Below are 21,512 nucleotides of genomic sequence, written 5' to 3'. Positions count from 1 at the left end.
GTCCGCTTGGGTTCGGAGGGTCCGGCGTTCACTTCCGGCCCGCCGAACAGCCTTGCGAATCATGGGAATTGACTGGGTGTCCGGAGTGGACGCGGAGCGGGTCAGCCGCCGGGGGCGGCCAGTGGCGGCGGTCGCATCGTCTCGGTGCCGTACGGCGGCCGGTCCGGCGGATCGAACAGCACGGCGAGCTTCCCGCGCAGGCCCTGGGCCCGGGCCGACTCGGGGTCGTACAGGCGGATGCGCAGGTCACGCACCGGGCCGTGCAGGCCTTCGGCGTTCCGGGCCATCCCCAGCAGATGGGCGGCCTGCCGGTGGAAGTCCTTGCACTCGTCGTGGTCGTGCCGGTCCCGGCGCCACAGCACCACCGAGTGGCCGGCCATCAGCGCGTCCCTCATCGCCGCCTGCCCCTCCCCGCTGCCGACGGGACCGCAGTAGACCGGAACGCACGCGTCGTCCATCGCCGACAGGGCGCCGTAGTACGGGTACTTGCCCGCGGGGCGGGCCGCGGCGGGGTGGCCGTCGTCCGGGGCCCGGCCGTGCAGCGGCTCGTGCGCGAGCGGCCCACCGACCACGCCGCGCCGGCGCCTGCGCCACTCCGGCGTGGGCGGACGGTCGTTGCGCAGCAGGTCCCGGATGATGACGGTCCGGCGCATCCCGAGCGGCATGGACCGCTCGTCGACGAAGTCACCGTCGTCGTCCTCCTCGCCCTCGTACCCCTCCTCGTACTCGTCCGTGTCCAGGGCCGTCATGGCCTCGGCGCCCGGCAGCAACTGCCACTCGTCCACCGGCAGATCGAACAGCTTGCGGGGCAGGAACACCTCGAGCGCGGCCAGATGCTCCCCGTGGTCGCCCTGGCTGAGCGCCTGCGCCAGCGGTGCGCGCAGCGCCGCGGCCAGCTCCTCGACACGGACACCCCGGTCGTCGGCGTCGACCGGGGTGACGTCCAGGCCGTCGTAGATCAGCTGCACGCTCCACGGGTAGCGCCCGTCGTACATGGGCCGGCCCACCTTGACGAGGACGTCGGTCCGGGTGGCGTCCGGCCGCGAGGGGGGCGGGGCCGCGGGCCCGGCGGGGCGACCTCCGTCCCCCTGACCGCCGTCACCCAGGCCGCCGTTCCCCTGGCCACCGTCACCCGGTCCGCCGGCGGCCTGGCCGTCCACGCCCTCCAGCAGCCCCCGGATCGCCTCGCCCACCGCCCAGTTCCGGTGGCCGTCCGCCTGCCCGCCGAGCCAGCCGGCGAACGCGCTCAGCCGCGCGGGATCCACCTCGCCGGGACGCTCCTTCACGCACCTGCGGACCACCTTGGCGGCGTACAGCAGGACGGCGTCGAGGTCGACCAGTGTGCCGCCGCCGCCCGGTTCCAGCGTGCGCAGCCCGTACAGCAGCCCGGCGCCCTCCCGCCACGTCCGCACGTTCTGCAGCACCAGCGAGCGCAGCCGCTCGCCGCGCACCTGTTCCTTGACCTCCTCCACGAGGTGGACGATCTCGCCCGCCCCGGCGGGCGGTGGCAGCTCGGCGAGATGGCCGTGGAGCCGGGCGCGGAGGTCGGCGGTGATCCCGGAGGCGGGGGGTGCGAGGGCGGGCAGGGCGGCCTGCAGCGTGGTCCAGTTCGCGTACGGCGACGGGTCGTCGAGGAGGCGGAGGTGGTGCAGGTCGTGTGCGCGCAGGACCTCGTGCAGGACGGCGGGGCCCTCGCGCGGGTCCGGCAGCTCGTGCAGCGCGGCGACCGGGACGGCGACCCCTTCTTCCCGGCGGCGCCCCTTGATCACGCCGATGACCGAACCGTGCCGCAGGTCCAGGACGGGCCCGCCGGACAGCCCGCCGATCGGCAGACTGCCGCCGAGCAGCAGCGCCCGCGCGTCGGAGCCCGCCAGCTCGCCGGTGCCGTGCCGGATGCCCAGCTCGCCGGTCTGCGCGGACCAGCCGTACAGCCCGACCGGGGTGCGGGCGCCGGGCTCGCGGTCGCTCAGCCAGAGGCAGCGCACGTCGTCCGCGCCGCTGACGCGGACGAGCGCGAGGTCGGGGAACGGCCAGGGGTCGCGGAACGACTCGGGGGTCGCGGGCCGTGGCGCGAGGAGTTCGGCCGTCCCGGCGCCGGTGCGCTCCTCCCAGGTGCCGGCAGCGGTGCGCTCCTGCCAGGTCACGCGTATGGCGCTCTCCCCTCGGCACACCGCGGCTCCCCCCTTCCCCACGACGTGGGCGCAGGTCAACAGCCAGCCCGGGGCCATGAAGAACCCCGACCCCCAGTACAGGTCACGGTCCGTTGCATACCCGTCACCCGGTGCGCCGATGCGTGCGAGGGAGGGGCGCACCATCTCGTCGAAGGCGCTCATACGGTGCCGGGGTCCGGGGACCGGGGCGGTACGACGGCGCCGCCGGGCGCCGCGGGGTCCGTGCCGTCCGCCGTCGCGGGCGGTTCGGTCCAGGTCAGGGAGACCGTGAGGGAGGACTTGCCGCCGCCCTCCGCGATGGCGCTCACGATCTTGCCGGCCTGCGCCGTCAGTTCGATTCCGAAGCTGACGGACACCTCGACCGGTGCGGGTGTGTCCAGACCGGCGCGCAGAGAGCGCACGACGCCCCCGACCGTGCCGGCCAGACCGCCCGCCATGTCGATGACCCGGTCCCCGAACCCGGTGTCCCAGTACGCGCCGTCGCCCAGCGCTTCCTCGTCGGCCGCTGCGAGCCTGGCCCAGACGACGGTTCCGTCGTCGAGCCGTATGCGTTCGACCCCTCCACCCATGACGCCCCCGTTCGCTGAATGGGAGGAGAAGGCTAACTCCGGATAAAGCGACGGGGGAGGGTCATGGGACGAGAAGGCCGATGATCGCCCCTGCTGTGACGGAAGTGACCGCTGCGGCCTACTCGCCGTCGTCCTCGTCGTCGAGCCGCGCGAGCCAGGTCGCGAGCCGCTCGACGGGCACCTCGAAGTCGGGGTTCAGATCCACGAACGTGCGCAGCTGCTCGGCAAGCCACTCGAACGTGACCTCTTCCTCGCCGCGCCGCTTCTCCAACTCCTCGATACCGCGGTCGGTGAAGTACATGGGCTGCCTTTCCTGCGTGTACGGAGCTCAGGGACAGCCTATGCAACGCGGAACGGCCGCGTGCCCGTGCACCCGCACAGGGCCGCGCCCCGGCGCATGGGCCACCCGCGCCCGCGCGGTCCTTCACACGCCGGACCCGGCACCGCGTGCGCCCGGAGCGACACGAAAGGGTGTCTTGACTTTCGGCGACCGCGATATATCGTGTTTGACAGAAGACGCGATATGGCGTGTCGCGGCAGCGCGACCGTGTCCCGCCGAGGAGGCTCCCCATGTCCGAGTGGTCCGTCGCCGAGCCGCAGAAGCTCACCTTCGACACCCCTGTGCGCGACCTGCACGTGCGCATCGTCAACGGAACGGTGAACGTCGTGGGCACGGACGAAGGTTCCGCCCGTCTGGAGGTCTCGGACATCGAGGGCCCACCCCTGACCGTCACGCAGGAGGGCGGCACCCTCACGGTGGCGTACGAGGACCTGCCCTGGAAGGGGTTCCTCAAGTGGCTCGACCGCAAGGGCTGGCGGCGCAGCGCCGTCGTCTCCCTCGCGGTCCCCGCCGACACGCGCGTGGAGGTGGGCGTGGTGGGCGCGGGCGCGGTCGTCTCCGGCCTCAGCGGGCCCTCGGTGATCAAGGGCGTCAACGGCGACACGACCCTCGTCGGCCTCTCCGGCCCGGTCCGCGCCGACACCGTCGCCGGGAACCTGGTGGCACAGGCCGTCACGGGCGACCTGCGGTTCAACTCGGTCTCGGGTGACCTGACGGTGGTCGAGGGATCGGGCGCCTCCGTCCGCGCCGACTCCGTCAGCGGCTCCATGATCATCGACCTGGACCCGGACGGCCCCACCGACGTCCGGCTGACCAGCGTCTCCGGCGAGATCGCCATCCGCCTGCCGCATCCGGCGGACGCGGACGTGGAGGCGAACACCGCGAGCGGCACGATCTCCAACGCCTTCGACGGCCTGCGGGTGCACGGCCAGTGGGGCGCCCACAAGATCACCGGCCGCCTCGGCGCGGGCAACGGCAAGCTCCGGGCCACCACGGTCTCCGGCTCCATCGCCCTGCTGCGCCGCCCGCCGGGCGAGGACGAGCACGACACCCCGTGGGAGGCGGCGGCACCCGCCGGCCCCGCGGCCACCGGGACACCGGCCGACCCGGCGGCCGGACCTGCCGCCGCCCCGGGGGACAATTCCGTCTCCGGCCAGGGCCCCGACGCCCCCGGTGACCCGGCCGACGGCACGACCGACAAGAAGGTGCTCTGACATGCCCCCCGTCTTCGCCCACGGCCGCCTCCGCCTCTATCTGCTCAAGCTGCTCGACGAGGCCCCGCGCCACGGCTACGAGGTGATAAGGCTCCTCGAAGAGCGCTTCCAGGGCCTGTACGCCCCCTCGGCGGGCACCGTCTACCCCCGCCTGGCCAAGCTGGAGGCCGAGGGCCTGGTCACGCACACCACCGAGGGCGGCCGCAAGGTGTACGCCATCACGGACGCCGGCCGCGCCGAACTGGCCGACCGCAGCGGCGAGCTGGCCGACCTGGAACTGGAGATCCGCGAGTCCGTCGCCGAACTCGCCGCCGAGATAAAGGCGGACGTGCGCGGCGCGGCGGGCGACCTGCGGCGCGAGATGCGCGCCGCCGCCTCCGAGGCCCGCCGGGGCGCCAAGGCGGACAGCGGCGAGGCGGGCCCCTTCGCGGAGTACGGCGACCTCACCGAGAAGGAGGCCTGGCGGGCCGCCAAGGAGGAGATGCGCCGGGTCAAGCAGGAGTGGAAGGAACAGGCCCGCCGCGCCAAGGACGAGAGCCGCCGGGCCCGCGAGGAGGCCCAGCGGGCCCGCCACCAGGCCCAGGAGGCCCAGGCCCGGGCGCGGGCGCAGGCCCAGGAGGAGATGCAGCGCATCGCCCGGCATGTCCAGGAGCGGGTGCAGGACCACTTCACGCGCGGCGACTGGCCGACCGGCGTACGGGAGGGCCTGACCGAACTGGCCAAGGAGTTCGGCGAGTTCGGGAAGGACTACGGGAAGGAGTTCGGCAGGGACCGGGGCTTCGGCCGCACCGCCGGGGGGCCGGGCCGGGCCGCCCGCAAACCGGCCGCCGCCGAGGGACCGGACTACTCCGCCGGCCCGGAGGACTTCCCGGCCGAGTACGAGCCGTCCTGGGCCCATGAGGACGGCAGCGGCGACCCCACCCGCGACCTGGACCGCCTGCTCGACCGCTTCCGCGACGACATCCGCGACGCGGCCCGCGACCAGGGCGTCACCGCCGAGCAGTTCCGCGACGCCCGCCGTCATCTGTCCACGGCGGCGGCCCACATCGGGGCACTGCTGCGCGGCCCGAAGGTCTGACCGCCCGGGACGACCCGGCGGCGTGCCCCGGACACCCGGGACACGCCGCCGGACGGAGAGACCTCGGCCGCACCTCGGCGGCCGCGGCACGTCAGCCGTTGGTCAGGACGATCTTCCCGAACTGGTCACCGGACTCCAGCCGTTCGAAGCCCTCGCGGGCCCGGTCCAGGGGCAGCACCTCGTCGATGACGGGCCGTACGCCGGTGGCGGCGCAGAAGGAGAGCAGGTCCTCCAGCTCCTCCTTGGTGCCCATGGTGGAGCCGACGACCTTCAGCTCCAGGAAGAAGATCCGGGTCAGCTCGGCGTGCGAGGGACGGTCGCCGCTGGTGGCGCCGGAGATGACGATCGTCCCGCCGGGCCGCAGGGACTTCACCGAGTGCGACCAGGTGGCGGCGCCGACGGTCTCGATGACGGCGTCCACCCGCTGCGGCAGCCGGGCCCCCGGCTCCACCGCCTCGACCGCGCCCAGTTCCAGGGCCCGCTTCCGCTTCGCCTCGTCCCGGCTGGTGGCGAAGACCCGCAGGCCGGCCGCCTTGCCCAGCACGATCGCGGCCGTGGCGACACCGCCGCCCGCGCCCTGCACGAGGACCGAGTCACCGGGTCGCACCCCGGCGTTGGTGAACAGCATCCGGTACGCCGTCAGCCACGCGGTCGGCAGACAGGCGGCCTCCGCGAAGGACAGCTCCTTCGGCTTGGGCAGGACGTTCCAGGTCGGCACGGCGACCTGCTCGGCGAAGGTGCCCTGGTAGCGCTCGGTGAGGATGGAGCGCGGCTCCTTGGGGCCGACGCCGTGACCGGTCTGGCCGATGACGGAGTGCAGGACGACCTCGTTGCCGTCCTCGTCGATCCCGGCGGCGTCGCAGCCGAGGATCATCGGCAGCCGTTCCTCCGGGAGTCCGACGCCCCGCAGGGACCAGAGGTCGTGGTGGTTGAGGGAGGCGGCCCGCACGGTGATCGTGCTCCAGCCGGGCCGGGCCCCGGGGGCCGGACGCTCCCCCAACTCAAGGCCGGAGAGCGGCTGGTCGCGGTCGATTCGGGCGGCGTAGGCAGCGAACATGGGCTCGACGATAGGTGCGCCGTGCAGCTGACGGAACTGCACGGCGCTGTGACACATGCCCTCTTGCGTGACGGCACCCGTGCGGCGCAGCCCGCAGCCCACGCCCTCAGGGGCGCCCTCGCGGCACCCGAACGGGCGGGCGGGTGCGTAAAAAAATGGCCCCGTCCGAACGCACGGGGCCATTCAGCGCAACGTCAGCGACGCGCAACGCCCTCGGCACGGGCAGCGGCGGCAACCGCCGCGGTCACGGCCGGAGCCACCCGCTCGTCGAACGGCGACGGGATGACGTAGTCGGCGGCGAGGTCGTCCCCGACCACGGCGGCCAGCGCCTCCGCGGCAGCGATCTTCATGCCCTCGGTGATCCGAGTGGCCCGCACCTGCAGCGCGCCCGCGAAGATTCCCGGGAAGGCCAGCACGTTGTTGATCTGGTTCGGGAAGTCCGAGCGCCCGGTCGCGACGACCGCCGCGTACTTGTGGGCCACGTCGGGGTGGATCTCCGGGTTCGGGTTGGCCATCGCGAAGACGAAGGCACCCTCCGCCATGGAGGCCACGGCCTCCTCCGGGACCGTACCGCCGGAGACGCCGATGAAGACGTCGGCGCCCGCGAGGGCGTCCTCCAGCGAGCCGGTGATGCCGGCCTTGTTCGTGAATCCGGCCAGCTCGCGCTTGACCGACGTCAGGTCCTCGCGGTCCGCGGACACGACGCCCTTGCGGTCCGCCACCGCCACGTCCCCGATGCCGGCCTCGACCAGCATCTTGGCGATGGCGACACCGGCCGCACCGGCGCCCGAGATGACGGCCCGCAGCTGCCCGATCTCGCGCCCGCTCAGCCGCGCCGCGTTCCGCAGCGCCGCGAGGGTCACGACGGCCGTGCCGTGCTGGTCGTCGTGGAAGACCGGGATGTCGAGCCGCTCCTGGAGCTGCTTCTCGATCTCGAAGCACCGGGGTGCCGAGATGTCCTCCAGGTTCACTCCGCCGAAGGAGGGAGCGAGCCGGACCACGGTCTCCACGATCTCGTCCACGCCCGTGCAGTCGAGCGCGATCGGCACCGCGTCGACGCCGCCGAACTGCTTGAACAGGATCGCCTTGCCCTCCATCACGGGGAGGGAGGCCTGGGGACCGATGTCCCCGAGCCCGAGCACGGCCGTACCGTCGGTCACGACAGCCACCACGGAGGACTTCCAGGTGTAGTCGTTGACCAGGTCCGGCTGCTCCGCGATCGCGGTGCACACGCGCGCGACGCCGGGCGTGTACGCGAGGGAAAGGTCGTCCTTGTCGCGGACCGGCACGGTGGCCTGCACGGCCATCTTGCCGCCACGGTGCAGCGCGAATGCCGGATCGAAGGAATCGAGGGGCTCGGCCCCGTCCTGATCCGTACTGCTGTCGCTGCGAGGATTGACGATCTCCGCTGCCACTTTGATTTACCCCTTAGGTATGCATGGTTTGAGGGTCGACCACTCCTGGTGAGGGGTGGGCGGGCACCGCGCAAGGCCCGATTGCTGATACGTACGAGCACATACGCGACGGGCGCGCCGCACACGCGCCCTGAGCCCCGGATGAGGGGTGTAAAGAACCTTCTTACCGGACGGACGGCGCTCACGACGAGTCCATTAGGTGCAAGGTCACATCTCGCGACCAGAAGGCCACACGTGGATGACACGCGGCTGACACGAGCACAACACGGATGTGACTCATGGGTAACTCGGACTTGATCGATCATCGCGCAACGGGGGGACCACATCGTGAGATGACCCGAAGATTTTCCGGCCGGAGTGATGGATTTCCGCAGATCTGCGGCCGTGAAGTCCCGTCCTGGCGGGACCTGACGCGGTTCGGGGGTCACCCGTTATGCGATTTTGACATAGTCACGCCCCTGAATGGCGTAGTCCGAATGGCAAGATGCGGTAAACCCACGAGGTCGCGACACCCGATGGTGTGTGTTTCCGTCGACCCATCGGCACCTCTTCCCATCCGCCGGAGGAACCACGATGACCGCAAGCTCCACCCGTCGTACGACCGCCGCGTACTCCCGGCTCACCGCGGTCGGTGCGATCGCGGTCGCAGGCGCCCTGCTGCTCACCGGCTGCGGTGACCAGACCAAGGGCAAGGACAACGGCTCCGGCAGTGCGTCCACGAGCAATGCCCCGCTCGCCGACAAGCTCCCCAAGGAGATCCGCGACAAGGGCGAGATCAAGGTCGGTTCGGACATCGCCTACGCCCCGGTCGAGTTCAAGGACTCCTCCGGCAACGTCGTCGGCCTCGACCCCGACCTGGCGGCGGCCATGGGCAAGCAGCTCGGCGTGAAGCTCACGTTCGAGAACGGCACCTTCGATGCCCTGCTCACCGGCCTGCGCTCCGGTCGCTACGACACCGCGATGTCGGCGATGACGGACAACAAGAACCGTCAGGAGGGCGTCGACCCGGACACCGGCAAGAAGGTCGGCGAGGGCGTCGACTTCGTCGACTACCTGACCGCCGGCGTCTCGATCTACACCCGCAAGGGCGACGCCAAGGGCATCACGTCCTGGGCGGACCTGTGCGGCAAGAAGATCGCCGTCGAGCGCGGCACCGTCTCGGAGGACCTGGCCAAGCAGGAGGCCAAGAAGTGTCCGAGCGGCAAGAAGCTCGCCATCGAGGCGTTCGACGACGACCAGCAGTCCCAGACCCGCCTGCGCTCGGGCGGCGTGGACGCGGCCTCCTCGGACTTCCCGGTCGCCGCGTACGCGGTGAAGACCTCGGGCGGCGGCAAGGACTTCCAGATCGTCGGTGACCAGGTCGAGGCGGCCCCGTACGGCATCGCCGTCGCCAAGAACGACACCCAGCTGCGGGACGCGCTCCAGGCGGCGATGAACGCGATCATCAAGAGCGGTGAGTACCAGAAGATCCTCGAGAAGTGGGGCGCCCAGGACGGCGCCGTCAAGGAGTCCGCGATCAACGGCGGCAAGTGACCCGCGGCACCCCAGCGGCCACCGAGAGGCAACACCCGTGACTGACATCGAGAAGACGGCGCAGCCGGCGGACACCCCGCCGGCCGGCCCGGAGGCCATCAAGGCCATCCCGGTCCGCCACTACGGGCGGTACGTCACCGCCGTCATCGCGATCGCGCTCCTCGTCGCGATCATCTACGCGTTCGGCCAGGGCAAGATCAACTGGCACGCGGTTCCGGACTACTTCTTCGACGACCGGATCCTGACCGGTGTCTACAAGACCCTCCTGCTGACGGTCCTGTCGATGCTGATCGGCATCCTCGGCGGCATCGGCCTCGCCGTGATGCGCCTGTCGAAGAACCCGGTGACCTCGTCGATCGCGTGGTTCTACATCTGGTTCTTCCGCGGCACCCCGGTCCTGGTCCAGCTGTTCCTGTGGTTCAACCTGGGCCTGGTCTTCGAGTACATCAACCTCGGTCCGATCTACAAGAATTACTGGTCGGACTTCATGACGCCGCTGCTGACGGCGCTGCTCGGCCTGGGTCTGAACGAGGCCGCGTACATGGCGGAGATCTGCCGTGCCGGTCTGCTCGCTGTCGACGAGGGCCAGACCGAGGCGGCCCACGCGCTGGGCATGAGCCACGGCAAGACGCTGCGCCGGATCGTCATCCCGCAGGCGATGCGGGTGATCGTGCCGCCGACCGGCAACGAAGTCATCAACATGCTGAAGACGACCTCGCTCGTGGCGGCCGTCCAGTATCCGGAGCTGTTCCGCTACGCGCAGGACATCGGCCAGAACTCCGGCGCCCCGGTGGAGATGTACTTCCTGGCCGCGGCCTGGTACCTGATCATGACCTCGATCCTCAGCGTCGGCCAGTACTACATCGAGCGGTACTACGCCCGCGGCTCCAGCCGCAGCCTGCCGCCCACCCCGTGGCAGAAGGTCAGGGCGCACCTGACGACCTTCTCGAGCAGGAAGGTCGCGGCATGACCGACAAGCTGAGCAAGACGGACTCCGCCCCGCAGCACTCGTCCGTCCCGATGGTCAAGTCCGAGGGCGTGCACAAGTCCTTCGGTCCCGTCGAGGTCCTCAAGGGCATCGACCTGGAGGTGAAGCCGGGCGAGGTGTTCTGCCTCATCGGCCCCTCCGGCTCCGGCAAGTCGACCTTCCTGCGGTGCATCAACCACCTCGAGAAGGTCAACGCGGGCCGTCTGTACGTGGACGGCGAGCTGGTCGGCTACCGCCAGAAGGGCGACAAGCTGTACGAGCTGAAGGACAGCGAGGTCGCGCTCAAGCGCCGGGACATCGGCATGGTCTTCCAGCGCTTCAACCTGTTCCCGCACATGACGGCCGTGGAGAACGTCATCGAGGCGCCGGTCCAGGTCAAGGGTGCTTCCAAGGCCGAGACCAAGGAGCGCGCCATGCAGCTCCTGGAGCGCGTGGGCCTGGCCGACAAGGCCGGGAACTACCCCTCGCAGCTCTCCGGCGGCCAGCAGCAGCGTGTCGCCATCGCCCGGGCCCTCGCCATGGACCCGAAGCTGATGCTGTTCGACGAGCCGACCTCGGCCCTCGACCCGGAGCTGGTCGGCGACGTCCTGGACGTCATGCGCGACCTCGCCGAGTCGGGCATGACGATGGTCGTCGTCACCCACGAGATGGGCTTCGCCCGCGAGGTGGGCGACAGCCTGGTGTTCATGGACGGCGGTGTGGTGGTCGAATCCGGCCATCCCCGCGACGTGCTGACGAACCCTCAGCACGAGCGGACGCAGTCGTTCCTGTCCAAGGTGCTCTGAACGATCACAAACGGCGGATGCCGCCCACCCCGGTCAAGGTGGGCGGCATCCGCCGTTTCCGAAGGTCAGTGCAGGTTGAGCCACGGACTGCGCGGCGACAGATTGCCTTCCGTCTTGACCTTGTACATGTGCACGAAGGTCGTGAACTGCCCCCTGCCGTGGAAGTCCTTACCGGCGTAGTGCTTGTTGACCACCTTCCCCTTCGGGCAGGCGTAGGTCTTCTGGGAGACGACCTTCTCGCCCGTGGTGACGGCCGTGATCACGATCTTGCACTTCGCGTGCTTCTTCCCCATGGAGACGATCGCGGAGGGGTGCCCGGCCCGCGTGGCCTTCTTGCTGAGGCAGGCCTTCCAGATCATCACGGTGTCATTGTTGGGGAACGTGTCGATGTTCGAGTACGAGTAGCACCCGCCGTTCCCCTCGGCGTAGGCCGACGGCGCGGTGACCACACCCGCCACCGACATGGCCGCGCACACCGCTGCCACGGCAGCAGACTTCCTGAGCTGCATCACAGACTCTTCCTCCCGTTTCCAGGACGCCCGGACGGAACGCCCTCGGCCGGTGATCATGCACCACGCCAGGCCCCTCGCAAAATTGTGCGAGCGCACGCACGGACGGGGCGGTACACGATCCTCGTACCGCCCCTGCGCGTTGTGTCCCCTACGGCAACAGCTGCGGCTTCAGCGCCAGTTCACGCAGCTGCCCCCGCGTCAGCGGGAACGTCTTCAGTACCGGCCCCTGCGACCCCGTGCCCAGGAAGCCCGTCCAGTCACGGACGGCGAGGATGCTGCCGTCCTTCAGCAGCATCCGTGCCTCCAGCGTGTCCCCGTAGTACGACGGCCGGGTGAGCTTCTGGGCGGGCGTCTGCCAGAGCGACAGCACGCCGACACCGGGCACCTTCTCGTTGGTGCACTTCAGCACCGGAGGAGTCACGTTGCCGATGTGGCAGGGATCCGGGTCGACGTCCTTGGCGGCCACGGCCTTGGCCGGCATCACCCGCACGGTGACGTACCCGACCCCGCCGTCCCGTGCGACCGCGTAGTCCCCGTCGTACGGCCCCACGTCCTTCGCCGGCGGCGCCTTCGGCACCCCCTTGATCAGCCGCAGCAGCGACACCTCCCGGACGTTGCCGACGCCCGGCGGCAGCAGCTTGGCGAACCCGGCCGCGCCGCCGCCGAACTCCCCGGCGGTCGGCGAGGCGGCCACGCTCTGCCCCTCCCCGCCGGGCAGGACGCCGGACCCGAGGACGACGCCCGCCGCGACCACGGCCGCGACCGCGCCCGTCACCGCCGCACGCCGCCGCCGGCGCAGCCGCCAGGCCTGCGCGAACACCGTCTCGCCGCCCCGGCTCTCCGGAACCGGAACGGTGGCCGCCGCCTTCCACAGCAGCTCCCGTACGACTTCGTTCTCGTTCTCACTCATACGTACTCCTCCCGCACCGCGGCCTTCAGCGCCGCTAGTCCCCTGGCCGTGTGGCTCTTGACGGTGCTCTCCCGCATCCCGAGCAGTTCGGCGGTGGCGGCCACGCTGAGGTCCTCCCAGTAGCGCAGCACCAGTACCGCCCGCTGTTTGGGCGCGAGAGAGGCGAGAGCGGCCCTCACCACGAGTCCGGTGTCGTTGTCGGCCGTCTCTGCGGCCACATCCGGCAGTTCGCCGTACGCCTGCTCGCGCCGCCAGAACCGGCGGCGGGCCGAGATGAAGCTGTTGACCAGCGTCCTGCGCGCATAGGCCTCGAGATTCTCCAGCCGCCCGTGCCTGCGTGCGCCGAGGACGACCTTCACCAGCGTCGTCTGGACGAGGTCCTCCGCCTCGTCGCGGTTGCCGCACAACAGGTAGGCACTGCGGAACAGCGCCGTGCGTCTGCCCTCGACGAAGGCGTGCAGAGCCGCTTCCGCGCCCCGCGTCATCCCTCCCCCTCTCCGCCGGTCCACCGGGTACGGACCGTCTCACCCGTACCAGTGCGGTGGGGGGCCGCCGGGGACGCAGAAAGGGCGGTACGAATTTCTCGTACCGCCCCTTCGAGCGCGTGACCAGGCCTGTTCGGCGTGACCGGACCTACTTGAGTGCGAGGAGCAGCGTGTCCGACGGCGAGCACCACACGGGCCGCGCCTCGGCGAAGCCCTTCTCGCGCAGCACGCGGGCGTGCCACGCCGCGGACGGCATGTCCCCGTCGGCGTGCTCGCCGTAGATCTCGAAGCGCCGGGCGGTGGGCTCCGCGAGGACCGGGTCCTTCGCCGCCACCTGCCACCACTCGGCCCAGTCCAGGGCACCGTCCCGCTTGGCCTGATCCATACGCGCGTGCCGCTGGGCGCGCTCCGCCGCGTTGATCCGCGGCGTGCTCTCGTCGATCATGTGGTCCGCGTTCATGAAGACACCGCCGTCGCGGACCAGCCCCGCGACCTGACCGTAGAGGGCCGCGAGGGGGTCGCTGTGCAGCCAGTGCAGGGCCGTGGCGGTCAGGACCGCGTCGTAGGAGTCGTACGGCAGCCGCGCCGGCCAGTCGGGGTCCTTGAGGTCCGCGGTGACGAAGGAGACGCGGTCGTCGCCATCGAAGGTGCCGCGCGCGATGGCGAGCAGGGCCGGGTCGAGGTCGACGCCGGTGCTGGTGGCCCCGGGGAACCGCGCCAGCAGCCGGGCGGTGATGCTGCCGGTGCCGCAGGCGAGGTCGAGCACGCGCGGGGCGGTGCCGGCCAGCGCCTCGACCATGTCGAGCATGATCCGGAACCGCTCCTCGCGGTCCGGCATGTACCACTCCTGCTGCCGGTCCCAGCTCTCCTGCCAGGCGGCCCAGTCGGTTCCGGTACTGGTGGTCATGGATTCCCCGTCCCCTCATGCATGCGTAATACCCTGGAAGCACGACCGGCTGTTACCCGACCGCAGACATGACCATAGAGCGCCTCTGTAAGGACTACAAGTGGAACTGGCCTATTACTCGGATTACGCCGTACGCCTCGTCAACAGCGAGGAACCGGTCCGGGGCAAGGACTCGCTGACCTCGGTCGAGGCCGTCCGCGACCTCTTCGGGGTGAACGCGTCCGCGGCCCGCCGCGCCACCGACGCCGACGTCACGCGCTTCCGCTCGGTACGGGGCAGGCTGCGCGCGGTCTTCGAGGCGGCGGACCAGGGGGACGAGACGCTCGCCGTGGACCTGCTGAACTCCCTGCTGCTGGAGTTCCCGGTCAGCCCGCAGATCTCCGGGCACGACTACCGCGACGACGACGGCCGCCCGCTGTGGCACATGCACCTGGCCGACCACCCGTCCAACGCCACCGCGGGCTACGCGGCCATAGCGGCGATGGGCCTGGCGTTCCACCTGACCGAGTACGGCGTCGACCGCCTCGGCCTGTGCCAGGCCACGCCCTGCCGCAACGCCTACCTCGACACGTCCACCAACCGCTCCCGGCGCTACTGCTCGGACCGCTGCGCGACCCGCGCCAACGTGGCCGCCTACCGCGCCCGCAAGCGCCTGGAGGCCGACCGGTCGGGCAGCAGGGGCCTGGCGGCCGAGAGCACCCAGCGCGCCAGCGCCAGCGGCGAGCGCTGACCGTCCTTGAGCGGCCGGTACCGGAACCGGGCCCTGCCGAGGATCAGCTCCTCGGGCACGACCCCGTAGTCGGTACTGTCCCCGCCCGCGTACGGATTGTCCCCGAGCACCCACCAGCCGCCGTCGCGCCGCTCCACGGCACGCTTGACGACCAGGAGGTCCTGCTGGAAGGGATGACGCAGGACGACGACGTCCCCCGGCCTGACCGCGGCCCCGTACTGCAGCAGCAGCCGGTCCCCGTGATGCAGCGTGGGAACCATGGACGGGCCGGTCACCTCGGCCACCCCGAAGGGCGCCCCGGCCCTCCCCCGCTCGGTCTCCTGCGACAGCTCCGGCATCCCCGGCACCTCCCCGGTCCGTTCCTCCACCAGTCTCAGTCTGACCCTGGACTTTTGTCCTAAGCCCTAGGGGGCACTCACGAAAACCCGTCCCCCAGGGAGTAATGTCGCACCTGAGAAGACGATCACGAGGAAGGAATGCTCCATGCTTTCCCGCCTGTTTGCCCCCAAGGTCAAGGTCAGCGCGCACTGCGACCTGCCCTGCGGTGTGTACGACCCGGCCCAGGCCCGCATCGAGGCGGAGTCCGTGAAGGCCGTTCAGGACAAGATGGCCGCCAACGACGACCCGCACTTCCAGGCGCGTGCCACCGTCATCAAGGAGCAGCGCGCGGAGCTGGCCAAGCACCACGTCTCCGTGCTCTGGAGCGACTACTTCAAGCCCCCGCACTTCGAGAAGTACCCGGAGCTGCACCAGCTGGTGAACGACACCCTGAAGGCCCTCTCGGCCGCCAAGGCGTCCACCGACCCGGCCACGGGCCAGAAGGCCCTGGACTACATCGCCCAGATCGACAAGATCTTCTGGGAGACCAAGAAGGCCTGAGCGTCCCGCCTTCCCACACCCGGTCCCGGGGCCGCCGAACACGGCACGCCCGGGGGCCGGGTGTGGTTTTTCCGCGCCCGGCAGGGCGGCCCTCGCACTCGGCCCGCCCGCCCCTGGGACCGCCCCTAGGACCGGGCCTGGTGGGCCCGGTGGCCCTGGTCGTCCTCCCCCGCCTCCAGCAGCCCCGCCGCCGCACCCACGATGCGCGGATCGGGCGTGCCGACGACCTCCTCGTCCTTGTCGGTGTAGGCGAAGCGCGCCAGGACACTGCGCATGGCCTCGACCCGGGCGCGCTTCTTGTCGTTGCTCTTCACGACGGTCCACGGGGCGTGCTCGGTGTCCGTCTCGCGGAACATGGCGACCTTGGCTGCGGTGTAGTCGTCCCAGCGGTCCAGCGAGGCCAGGTCCATCGGGCTGAGCTTCCACTGCCGTACGGGGTCGACCTGACGGATCGTGAAGCGGGTGCGCTGCTCGCTCTGCGAGACGGAGAACCAGAACTTGACCAGGTCGACGCCGTCGTCGACGAGCATCCGTTCGAACAGGGGTGCCTGGCGCATGAAGCGCCGGTACTCGTCGTCCGAGCAGAAGCCCATCACCCGCTCGACACCGGCGCGGTTGTACCAGGAGCGGTCGAAGAGCACGATCTCGCCCGCGGTCGGCAGGTGTTCGACGTAGCGGTGGAAGTACCACTGCCCCCGTTCGCGCTCGGTCGGCTTCTCCAGCGCCACCACCCGCGCGCCACGCGGATTGAGGTGCTCGGTGAACCGCTTGATGGTGCCGCCCTTGCCCGCCGCGTCCCGTCCTTCGAAGACGATGACCAGCCGGCGTCCGGTCTCCTTGATCCAGCTCTGCAGCTTCAGCAGCTCGATCTGCTGGAGCCGCTTGTGCCACTCGTACTCCTTGCGCTCCATGCGCAGGTCGTACGGGTAGTTCTCGCGCCAGGTGTCCACCGGGCTGCCGTCGGGCCGGATCAGCACGGGGTCGTCGTGGTCGGTGTGGTCGACCCGCAGGCCGTCCGTCATCAGCGGTGTCATCTCGTCCCCTCGGCGCCGCTCAGTGGAACTGAGGCACGATCAGAAAGATCCCGTACGCCACCACGGCCACACAGGCGAGGAAGCACAGCCCCGCCTGGGCGAGGCCCAGGGACGAGCCGGCGCCGGGCTGCTCACGTGCGGCCTCGACGCGGGCGAGGCCCAGGACACCGAGGGCGAAGACGGCGACCACCGCGACGGTGACGCCGATGCTCACCGCGGTGACCTGGCCGAGTGCGGTCCAGTCCAGATGCATGTCGGCTCTCCGTGGCTCAGGCGGCCGTGTCGACGTCGGCCGGCGTGGTGGTGCGGACGGTGACCTCGTGGTGGTCGTTCACATTGTTCGCGTGCACCGGGTTGCGGCGCGAGGCGAGCACGATGACCGTCGCGAGGGCGACGGCGACCAGCGCGATCACGGCCGTACCGGCGTTGCCGCCGTGCTTGACCACGCTCGCGGCGAGTCCTCCGACCAGCGCGGCCGCGGGCAGCGTGATCAGCCAGGCGGCCGCCATGCGGCCGGCGACGCCCCAGCGGACCTCCGCCAGACGGCGGCCCAGGCCCGCGCCCAGGATGGAGCCCGAGGCGACCTGGGTGGTGGACAGGGCGAAGCCGAGGTGGGCGGAGGTGAGGATCACGGTCGTGGAGGCCGTCTCGGCGGCGAAGCCCTGCGGGGACTGGATCTCGGTGAGGCCCTTGCCCATCGTGCGGATGATCCGCCAGCCGCCCAGGTAGGTGCCGAGGCCGATGGCGAGGCCCGCCGAGGCGATCACCCAGACCGGCGGACCGGCCTCGTGACCGAGCGCGCCCGTCGAGATCAGCGTGAGCGTGATGACGCCCATCGTCTTCTGCGCGTCGTTCGTGCCGTGCGCCAGCGAGACCAGCGAGGCCGAGGCGATCTGGCCGATCCGGAAGCCCTTGGTGACCGACTCCTTGCGGGCCCGCTCGGTGAGCCGGTAGGCGAGGTAGGTGGCGATCAGCGCCGCGACGCCCGCCACCACCGGCGAGGCAACGGCCGGGATCAGCACCTTCTCGGCAACCTTGTCGAAGTGCACGCCGTCGGCCCCCGCCCCGACCCAGACGGCCCCGATGAGACCGCCGAACAGGGCGTGCGAGGAGCTGGAGGGCAGTCCGGCCAGCCAGGTCAGCAGGTTCCACAGGATCGCTCCCACCAGACCGGCGAAGATCATCGCCGGGGTGACGACCGTGTCGTCCACGATCCCGCCCGAGATCGTCTTCGCGACCTCGGTGGACAGGAACGCGCCGACGATGTTCAGGACGCCGCTCACCAGGACCGCCGTCCGCGGTTTCAGCGCCCCGGTCGCGATGGAGGTCGCCATCGCGTTCGCCGTGTCGTGGAATCCGTTGGTGAAGTCGAAGGCCAGAGCCGTGACGATGACGACCGTCACGAGGAACGTGATGTGGTCCATTCCCAGAGGAAAGCAAGCCCGGACCAATGTGAGACGAACCGGAGGCGAAGCCCGGGTCGAACTCGTGGGTCTCTGTTGTGCGTTCCTGTGTGAACACGCTCCGGCCGGGCCGTGGACGTCCGGGCCGGGCCCGAGGCGCTCTGTGCCAAGCTGGGGAGGTGACTCTGGAGGACCTGGTACGGCTGCGGCGGGTGCGTGACCGCATGGACCGCGAGTACGCCGAGCCGCTCGACATGACCGAGCTGGCCCGTGGCGCCCACATGTCGCCCGGACACTTCCAGCGCAGCTTCCGCAAGGCGTACGGGGAGACGCCGTACAGCTATCTGATGACCCGCCGGGTCGAGCGGGCCAAGGCGTTGCTGCGCGGCGGCGACCTCACCGTGACCGAGGTGTGCTTCGCGGTGGGCTGTACCTCCCTCGGCTCCTTCAGCTCCCGGTTCACCGAACTGGTCGGCGAGACGCCGAGCGCCTACCGGGCCCGCCCGCACGAGGAGAGCGCGGTGATCCCGTCCTGCGTGGCCCGTACGTTCACCCGCCCGCGCCGCCGGCCGTACTGAAGCGGCCGGAGACGTCTGGCCCTAGCGTGAAGCCATGGACCTGAAACTCAAGCAGTGCTTCATCGCCGTGGACGACCACGACAAGGCGCTCCACTTCTACTGTGACGTGCTCGGCATGGAGGTCCGCAACGACGTGGGCTTCGAGGGGATGCGATGGGTCACCGTGGGCTCGCCGCTCCAGCCGGACGTGGAGATCGTGCTGGAGCCGCCCGGCGCGAGCCCGGACATCTCCCCCGCCGACAAGCAGGCGATCGCCGAGCTGCTCGCCAAGGGGCTGCTGCGCGGGGTCATCTTCACCACCGAGGACTGCGACGGTCTGTACGCGCGGGTCCGGGAGGCGGGCGGCGACGTGCTCCAGGAGCCGACGGACCAGCCGTACGGGGTCCGCGACTGTGCCTTCCGGGACCCGGCCGGGAACATGCTGCGGTTCCTGCAGCGGCCCGCGGACTGAAATTCCGCCGGCGCGGCGGGGACGGATGCCTACGATCCCCGCCATGAACACCATCCGCTGGACCTACGCCTTCGTCGACCGCCCCACAGCCCGCCTCGCCGAGGCCCGCGCCTTCTGGACGGCGGTCACCGGCACCCGGCTCTCCGAACCGCGCGGTGACGAGGGCGAGTTCATGACGCTGCTGCCCGACGGGACGGACGCGTGCGTGAAACTCCAGGGTGTCGCCGAGGGGGCGGGCGGCGCGCACCTCGACCTCTGCGTCGAGGACCCGGCGGCCCTGGTCCGGGCGGCCCTGGACCTCGGCGCGGGGCTCGTGGCGGACCACGGCGACTGGGCGGTCCTGCGCTCGCCCGCCGGGCAGCTGTTCTGCGCCGTGCCGTGGCACACGGAGGCGGTACGGCCACCGGTGGTCGACGGCAGCCGCCTGGACCAGGTGTGCCTGGACGTCCCGCCCTCGGTGTACGACGCCGAGACCGCGTTCTGGGCCACGCTGACCGGCTGGGAGCTGCTGGCGGGTTCCCTGCCGGAGTTCCGGGTGCTCCGGCCGCCCGCGGGCCTGCCCGTCCGGATCCTGCTCCAGCGGCTCGACGACGAGCGCCCGGCCTCCGCCCACCTGGACCTCGCCTGCGCGGACATCGCGGCGACCCGGGCCCGGCACGAGCGCCTCGGCGCCGTACGCGTCCACCAGGGCCCGCACTGGGCGGTGCTGCGCGACCCGGCCGGCGGCACGTACTGCCTGACCGGCCGGGACCCCGAGACGGGCGGGCTGCCGGCGGCGGTCGGCGACGCGTAGTCGCGTACAGGCAGAGGACGGCGCTCCGGCCCGCCCGCTGCGTCGGCCCGGGCTCCGGGCCGGCCGGGCACGCGTCGTCGTCCCCGCCCGAGGTGTGGAGCGGGCCGGGCGTACTGCCGTACCCGTTCCGCGGCGTCGCCCCGTCCCCGTTCTCCCACCCGTAAGGCCCCTGCGGCCGGACCGAGTCCTGGAGCCACAGGGTGAGCCCGCCCCCCCGGCCAGCACCACCTCGGCCCAGGCGCAGAGCACCCAGCGCCACAACCGGCGGCGCGCACCGCGCTGTTCGCTCACCCCCAGGGCTCCACGGCCGGCACCACCAGTCCGGTGACGGGTCATCCGGCGCGGATGTCCCCGGCACCGTCCATGACGGGCCGGATCACCACGGGGTAGTCGGTCAGGCCCTCGGGGCCGGGGCAGCGGGTGACGCGCTCCGCGATCTCGGTGACCCGGTCCAGGCTCGCGCAGTCCACCACCCAGTAGCCGGCCATCAGCGCCTCGGTCTCGCCGTACGGGCCGTCGGTGATCACGGTCCGGCCGTCCCCGCCGCGCGCGACCAGCCGGGTCCGCGCGGGCTCGGCCAGCCCCTGGGCCTCGACGAGCTCACCGGACTCGGCGAGGTCGTCGCTGATCGCGCCCATGTACAGGTACATGGCCTTGAGCTCCGCCTCGGACCAGGACGGGACGTGCTCGGAGGGCCGGCCGGCCATCGCGTCGTAGTCCGCCTGCGTGCCCTGCACCATGACCAGGTACTTCATGGTCCGCTCCTTCGGCTCGGGGCCGCCCCCTGCGGGCGGCTCGCACGGGGGACGTCGGAGCCGGGCCGGATTTTCGACGCGGGCTCAGGACCTCTTCGCGGCGGAGTCCTGCGGGGCGGGGTGCTCCTGCCCGACGGTGAGATCGGTGTGGGCCGCGCACTTCGGGTTGTAGCAGGGTCCTGGACCCCACAGCGGGACCCAGATGCCCAGCGTCTTGTGCCGCCGGACGACCGTGTCGACAGGCTGTCCGCACACGGGACAGACGTGTTCTTCGCTGTCCATGACCCCAGGGTAGGGCGGGCGGGGCCTCAGCGCTTCCTGCGGTACGTGCGCACGAGCGCGCCGTTGTCGAAGGTGCGCACCGAGTCCAGGGTGAACTCCTTGATGTCGAGGCCGGTGCCGAACATCGGCATGCCGGTGCCGTAGACGATCGGGTAGGTCTTGATGACGAGTTCGTCGATCTCGTCGAGCAGGGCCCCCGCGAGCTGGGAACCGCCGCACAGGTAGATGTCCAACCCACCGTCCTGCGCCTTGAGTTCGCGGACCCGGCCGGTCAGGTCGCCGTCGATGATCTCGACGTTCGGATCGGGCGAGGCGCCCAGGGTGCGCGAGGCGACGTACTCGCGCAGGTGGGCGTAGGGGCTGGTGATGCCCTCCTTCAGCGCCACCTCGTAGCTGGCCCGGCCCTGGATGACGGTGTCGAACCGCCGGTTCTCCAGGTGGTCCATGCCGAGCTGCCTGCGGGCATGGGTGGGCAGGGTCTCCGCGAACTCCGCCTTGAGGAAGTCGATGTACTCCTCGTCCAGGAAGCGGAACATCGCGGTGGCGTCGCCGTGTTCGTCGCCGATGAAGCCGTCGAGCGAGCAGGCGATGAAGTACGTGAGCTTTCGCAAGCCGGTCTCTTTCCGTAGGCTGCGGAGCGATC

The 21,512-nt window shown here is 71.0% G+C and carries 26 protein-coding genes; 10 read left to right on the top strand and 16 right to left on the bottom strand.

Annotated features, from left to right (window positions below):
* Positions 1–101 precede the first annotated feature (101 nt).
* The 3 genes from AC07DS_RS18710 to AC07DS_RS18700 form a co-directional block, all read right to left on the bottom strand.
* Entirely contained in the window at positions 102–2,333 is a 2,232-nt protein-coding gene (locus AC07DS_RS18710) for a VMAP-C domain-containing protein (protein WP_479146611.1), read from the bottom strand.
* Positions 2,330–2,740, bottom strand: coding sequence for a CU044_2847 family protein (locus tag AC07DS_RS18705; protein ID WP_479146610.1), 411 nt, complete (start codon positions 2,738–2,740; stop codon positions 2,330–2,332). Before AC07DS_RS18705 ends, AC07DS_RS18710 begins: the two co-directional genes overlap by 4 nt.
* 118 nt (positions 2,741–2,858) lie before the next feature.
* Positions 2,859–3,041: a DUF6104 family protein gene (locus AC07DS_RS18700; protein ID WP_479146608.1), complete on the bottom strand. Its 183-nt coding sequence runs from the start codon at positions 3,039–3,041 to the stop codon at positions 2,859–2,861.
* 269 nt (positions 3,042–3,310) lie between these two features.
* Here AC07DS_RS18700 and AC07DS_RS18695 point away from each other — a divergent pair, with 269 nt between their 5' ends.
* Positions 3,311–4,294 (top strand): DUF4097 family beta strand repeat-containing protein, encoded by a 984-nt coding sequence (locus tag AC07DS_RS18695; RefSeq protein WP_479146606.1) that lies wholly within the window; start codon positions 3,311–3,313, stop codon positions 4,292–4,294.
* 1 nt (position 4,295) lies between these two features.
* On the top strand, positions 4,296–5,372 hold the full coding sequence (locus AC07DS_RS18690) for a PadR family transcriptional regulator (protein ID WP_479146604.1): 1,077 nt from the start codon (positions 4,296–4,298) through the stop codon (positions 5,370–5,372).
* Between the two features lie 91 nt (positions 5,373–5,463).
* Here the strand turns inward: AC07DS_RS18690 and AC07DS_RS18685 are convergent, their stop codons facing one another.
* Both AC07DS_RS18685 and AC07DS_RS18680 read right to left on the bottom strand, forming a co-directional pair.
* A complete protein-coding gene (locus AC07DS_RS18685; protein ID WP_479146602.1) occupies positions 5,464–6,429 on the bottom strand; it encodes a zinc-binding dehydrogenase in 966 nt (321 codons plus the stop codon).
* Between the two features lie 194 nt (positions 6,430–6,623).
* A complete protein-coding gene (locus AC07DS_RS18680; protein WP_479146601.1) occupies positions 6,624–7,844 on the bottom strand; it encodes an NAD(P)-dependent malic enzyme in 1,221 nt (406 codons plus the stop codon).
* A gap of 573 nt (positions 7,845–8,417) precedes the next feature.
* Here AC07DS_RS18680 and AC07DS_RS18675 point away from each other — a divergent pair.
* Genes AC07DS_RS18675 through AC07DS_RS18665 form a run of 3 tightly spaced genes read left to right on the top strand, consistent with a single transcriptional unit; the run spans position 8,418 to position 11,150 of the window.
* Positions 8,418–9,377, top strand: a complete 960-nt coding sequence (locus AC07DS_RS18675) for an ABC transporter substrate-binding protein (RefSeq protein ID WP_479146599.1) — start codon at positions 8,418–8,420, stop codon at positions 9,375–9,377.
* A gap of 37 nt (positions 9,378–9,414) precedes the next feature.
* The gene (locus tag AC07DS_RS18670; RefSeq protein WP_479146597.1) at positions 9,415–10,347 is read left to right on the top strand and encodes an amino acid ABC transporter permease; all 933 of its coding nucleotides are present in this window, start codon (positions 9,415–9,417) and stop codon (positions 10,345–10,347) included.
* A 50-nt stretch (positions 10,348–10,397) separates the two neighbouring features.
* Positions 10,398–11,150 (top strand): amino acid ABC transporter ATP-binding protein, encoded by a 753-nt coding sequence (locus AC07DS_RS18665; protein ID WP_145883205.1) that lies wholly within the window; start codon positions 10,398–10,400, stop codon positions 11,148–11,150.
* Between the two features lie 65 nt (positions 11,151–11,215).
* Here the strand turns inward: AC07DS_RS18665 and AC07DS_RS18660 are convergent, their stop codons facing one another.
* The 4 genes from AC07DS_RS18660 to AC07DS_RS18645 form a co-directional block, all read right to left on the bottom strand.
* Entirely contained in the window at positions 11,216–11,659 is a 444-nt protein-coding gene (locus AC07DS_RS18660; protein WP_479146595.1) for a hypothetical protein, read from the bottom strand.
* Positions 11,660–11,810: 151 nt separating this feature from the next.
* A complete protein-coding gene (locus AC07DS_RS18655; RefSeq protein WP_479146593.1) occupies positions 11,811–12,572 on the bottom strand; it encodes a hypothetical protein in 762 nt (253 codons plus the stop codon).
* Complete coding sequence (locus AC07DS_RS18650; RefSeq protein ID WP_479146592.1) at positions 12,569–13,057, bottom strand: SigE family RNA polymerase sigma factor; 489 nt, start codon at positions 13,055–13,057, stop codon at positions 12,569–12,571. The genes AC07DS_RS18655 and AC07DS_RS18650 overlap by 4 nt, the downstream gene beginning before the upstream one ends.
* 148 nt (positions 13,058–13,205) lie before the next feature.
* Entirely contained in the window at positions 13,206–13,964 is a 759-nt protein-coding gene (locus tag AC07DS_RS18645; RefSeq protein ID WP_479146590.1) for a class I SAM-dependent methyltransferase, read from the bottom strand.
* Positions 13,965–14,064: 100 nt separating this feature from the next.
* On the opposite strand from AC07DS_RS18645, the gene AC07DS_RS18640 reads away from it, so the two are divergent.
* Complete coding sequence (locus AC07DS_RS18640; RefSeq protein WP_479146588.1) at positions 14,065–14,694, top strand: CGNR zinc finger domain-containing protein; 630 nt, start codon at positions 14,065–14,067, stop codon at positions 14,692–14,694.
* On the opposite strand, the gene sodX is transcribed toward AC07DS_RS18640, so the two are convergent.
* Positions 14,598–15,032 (bottom strand): nickel-type superoxide dismutase maturation protease, encoded by a 435-nt coding sequence (gene sodX, locus AC07DS_RS18635; RefSeq protein ID WP_479146713.1) that lies wholly within the window; start codon positions 15,030–15,032, stop codon positions 14,598–14,600. The two genes, AC07DS_RS18640 and sodX, sit on opposite strands and share 97 nt — an antisense overlap.
* 145 nt (positions 15,033–15,177) lie before the next feature.
* Here sodX and sodN point away from each other — a divergent pair, with 145 nt between their 5' ends.
* A complete protein-coding gene (gene sodN, locus AC07DS_RS18630) occupies positions 15,178–15,573 on the top strand; it encodes a superoxide dismutase, Ni (RefSeq protein ID WP_019075224.1) in 396 nt (131 codons plus the stop codon).
* 125 nt (positions 15,574–15,698) lie between these two features.
* Here the strand turns inward: sodN and ppk2 are convergent, their stop codons facing one another.
* The 3 genes from ppk2 to AC07DS_RS18615 are packed head-to-tail and all read right to left on the bottom strand — an operon-like array spanning position 15,699 to position 18,031.
* The gene (gene ppk2, locus AC07DS_RS18625) at positions 15,699–16,607 is read right to left on the bottom strand and encodes a polyphosphate kinase 2 (protein WP_479146586.1); all 909 of its coding nucleotides are present in this window, start codon (positions 16,605–16,607) and stop codon (positions 15,699–15,701) included.
* A 19-nt stretch (positions 16,608–16,626) separates the two neighbouring features.
* Positions 16,627–16,860, bottom strand: coding sequence for a hypothetical protein (locus AC07DS_RS18620; protein WP_479146584.1), 234 nt, complete (start codon positions 16,858–16,860; stop codon positions 16,627–16,629).
* 16 nt (positions 16,861–16,876) lie between these two features.
* Positions 16,877–18,031, bottom strand: a complete 1,155-nt coding sequence (locus AC07DS_RS18615) for an inorganic phosphate transporter (protein ID WP_479146582.1) — start codon at positions 18,029–18,031, stop codon at positions 16,877–16,879.
* Between the two features lie 158 nt (positions 18,032–18,189).
* On the opposite strand from AC07DS_RS18615, the gene AC07DS_RS18610 reads away from it, so the two are divergent.
* The 3 genes from AC07DS_RS18610 to AC07DS_RS18600 are packed head-to-tail and all read left to right on the top strand — an operon-like array spanning position 18,190 to position 19,832.
* Positions 18,190–18,588, top strand: coding sequence for a helix-turn-helix transcriptional regulator (locus AC07DS_RS18610; protein ID WP_479146580.1), 399 nt, complete (start codon positions 18,190–18,192; stop codon positions 18,586–18,588).
* A 34-nt stretch (positions 18,589–18,622) separates the two neighbouring features.
* Positions 18,623–19,039 carry a VOC family protein gene (locus AC07DS_RS18605; protein ID WP_479146578.1) on the top strand — a complete coding sequence of 139 codons (417 nt, stop codon included), beginning with the start codon at positions 18,623–18,625 and terminating at the stop codon, positions 19,037–19,039.
* Between the two features lie 25 nt (positions 19,040–19,064).
* On the top strand, positions 19,065–19,832 hold the full coding sequence (locus tag AC07DS_RS18600; RefSeq protein WP_479146576.1) for a VOC family protein: 768 nt from the start codon (positions 19,065–19,067) through the stop codon (positions 19,830–19,832).
* Between the two features lie 332 nt (positions 19,833–20,164).
* Here the strand turns inward: AC07DS_RS18600 and AC07DS_RS18595 are convergent, their stop codons facing one another.
* The 3 genes from AC07DS_RS18595 to AC07DS_RS18585 form a co-directional block, all read right to left on the bottom strand.
* Complete coding sequence (locus tag AC07DS_RS18595; RefSeq protein ID WP_479146574.1) at positions 20,165–20,587, bottom strand: YciI family protein; 423 nt, start codon at positions 20,585–20,587, stop codon at positions 20,165–20,167.
* A gap of 84 nt (positions 20,588–20,671) precedes the next feature.
* Positions 20,672–20,869, bottom strand: a complete 198-nt coding sequence (locus AC07DS_RS18590; RefSeq protein WP_479146572.1) for a hypothetical protein — start codon at positions 20,867–20,869, stop codon at positions 20,672–20,674.
* A 26-nt stretch (positions 20,870–20,895) separates the two neighbouring features.
* Positions 20,896–21,480 (bottom strand): dihydrofolate reductase family protein, encoded by a 585-nt coding sequence (locus AC07DS_RS18585; protein ID WP_479146570.1) that lies wholly within the window; start codon positions 21,478–21,480, stop codon positions 20,896–20,898.
* Between the last annotated feature and the right edge of the window lie 32 nt (positions 21,481–21,512).

Source organism: Streptomyces sp. NPDC044064 (genome assembly GCF_056434245.1).
Note: the sequence above shows the minus strand (reverse complement) of the source record. Positions and strands in the feature narration are given on the sequence as shown.

What these genes read in the sequence shown, in the direction of transcription:
- AC07DS_RS18710 (WP_479146611.1), bottom strand. Translation starts at nt 2,333, where the DNA reads ATGAGCGCCTTCGACGAGATGGTGCGCCCCTCCCTCGCACGCATCGGC.
- AC07DS_RS18705 (WP_479146610.1), bottom strand. Translation starts at nt 2,740, where the DNA reads ATGGGTGGAGGGGTCGAACGCATACGGCTCGACGACGGAACCGTCGTC.
- AC07DS_RS18700 (WP_479146608.1), bottom strand. Translation starts at nt 3,041, where the DNA reads ATGTACTTCACCGACCGCGGTATCGAGGAGTTGGAGAAGCGGCGCGGC.
- AC07DS_RS18695 (WP_479146606.1), top strand. Translation starts at nt 3,311, where the DNA reads ATGTCCGAGTGGTCCGTCGCCGAGCCGCAGAAGCTCACCTTCGACACC.
- AC07DS_RS18690 (WP_479146604.1), top strand. Translation starts at nt 4,296, where the DNA reads ATGCCCCCCGTCTTCGCCCACGGCCGCCTCCGCCTCTATCTGCTCAAG.
- AC07DS_RS18685 (WP_479146602.1), bottom strand. Translation starts at nt 6,429, where the DNA reads ATGTTCGCTGCCTACGCCGCCCGAATCGACCGCGACCAGCCGCTCTCC.
- AC07DS_RS18675 (WP_479146599.1), top strand. Translation starts at nt 8,418, where the DNA reads ATGACCGCAAGCTCCACCCGTCGTACGACCGCCGCGTACTCCCGGCTC.
- AC07DS_RS18665 (WP_145883205.1), top strand. Translation starts at nt 10,398, where the DNA reads ATGGTCAAGTCCGAGGGCGTGCACAAGTCCTTCGGTCCCGTCGAGGTC.
- AC07DS_RS18660 (WP_479146595.1), bottom strand. Translation starts at nt 11,659, where the DNA reads ATGCAGCTCAGGAAGTCTGCTGCCGTGGCAGCGGTGTGCGCGGCCATG.
- AC07DS_RS18655 (WP_479146593.1), bottom strand. Translation starts at nt 12,572, where the DNA reads ATGAGTGAGAACGAGAACGAAGTCGTACGGGAGCTGCTGTGGAAGGCG.
- AC07DS_RS18650 (WP_479146592.1), bottom strand. Translation starts at nt 13,057, where the DNA reads ATGACGCGGGGCGCGGAAGCGGCTCTGCACGCCTTCGTCGAGGGCAGA.
- AC07DS_RS18645 (WP_479146590.1), bottom strand. Translation starts at nt 13,964, where the DNA reads ATGACCACCAGTACCGGAACCGACTGGGCCGCCTGGCAGGAGAGCTGG.
- sodX (WP_479146713.1), bottom strand. Translation starts at nt 15,032, where the DNA reads ATGCCGGAGCTGTCGCAGGAGACCGAGCGGGGGAGGGCCGGGGCGCCC.
- sodN (WP_019075224.1), top strand. Translation starts at nt 15,178, where the DNA reads ATGCTTTCCCGCCTGTTTGCCCCCAAGGTCAAGGTCAGCGCGCACTGC.
- ppk2 (WP_479146586.1), bottom strand. Translation starts at nt 16,607, where the DNA reads ATGACACCGCTGATGACGGACGGCCTGCGGGTCGACCACACCGACCAC.
- AC07DS_RS18620 (WP_479146584.1), bottom strand. Translation starts at nt 16,860, where the DNA reads ATGCATCTGGACTGGACCGCACTCGGCCAGGTCACCGCGGTGAGCATC.
- AC07DS_RS18615 (WP_479146582.1), bottom strand. Translation starts at nt 18,031, where the DNA reads ATGGACCACATCACGTTCCTCGTGACGGTCGTCATCGTCACGGCTCTG.
- AC07DS_RS18605 (WP_479146578.1), top strand. Translation starts at nt 18,623, where the DNA reads ATGGACCTGAAACTCAAGCAGTGCTTCATCGCCGTGGACGACCACGAC.
- AC07DS_RS18600 (WP_479146576.1), top strand. Translation starts at nt 19,065, where the DNA reads ATGCCTACGATCCCCGCCATGAACACCATCCGCTGGACCTACGCCTTC.
- AC07DS_RS18595 (WP_479146574.1), bottom strand. Translation starts at nt 20,587, where the DNA reads ATGAAGTACCTGGTCATGGTGCAGGGCACGCAGGCGGACTACGACGCG.
- AC07DS_RS18590 (WP_479146572.1), bottom strand. Translation starts at nt 20,869, where the DNA reads ATGGACAGCGAAGAACACGTCTGTCCCGTGTGCGGACAGCCTGTCGAC.